The organism is Pantoea sp. E956-1 (assembly GCF_982223955.1).
On record NZ_CEUYZP010000104.1, the window covers coordinates 1 to 390 of the forward strand.

General features: G+C 68.7%; 1 protein-coding gene. It reads right to left on the minus strand.

Features of this window, described 5'->3' with window-relative positions:
* Positions 1 to 390: OB-fold nucleic acid binding domain-containing protein (locus tag AC0T7J_RS25470; RefSeq protein WP_473798595.1), on the minus strand; the 390-nt coding region annotated here is incomplete at both ends.

The window sequence follows — 390 nt, forward strand, 5'->3', positions numbered from 1 at the left end:
GGCGCTGCTGGGTCAGGCCTTCGGTGAGCGGATAGACCGGGGTCAGGGTTTCATCGACTGGCGGCGGTTCGTCGCCGGTGATCGCGCGGTATTCCGGGTGGTAGATTTCCAGGCCTGAGGCGCCGGGCCGGGCTTCGCCGTAACAGCGCACCCGCGTGCCGCGCTTGAGCCCTTCTTTCTGCGCGTTGCTGAAATGGTAGAAGCGCAGGCTCAGCCCGCCGGTGCCGTCCTGCAAGCGCACGACCAGGCTGCGCCGGCGGCCCATTACCACGTCGGCGCCGCTGACGGTGCCTTCGACCACGGCGTCCTGTCCCGGCCGCAACGCACCGATCGGCACCACGCGGGTGCGATCCTGATAGCGCAGCGGCAGGTGAAACAGCACGTCCTGCA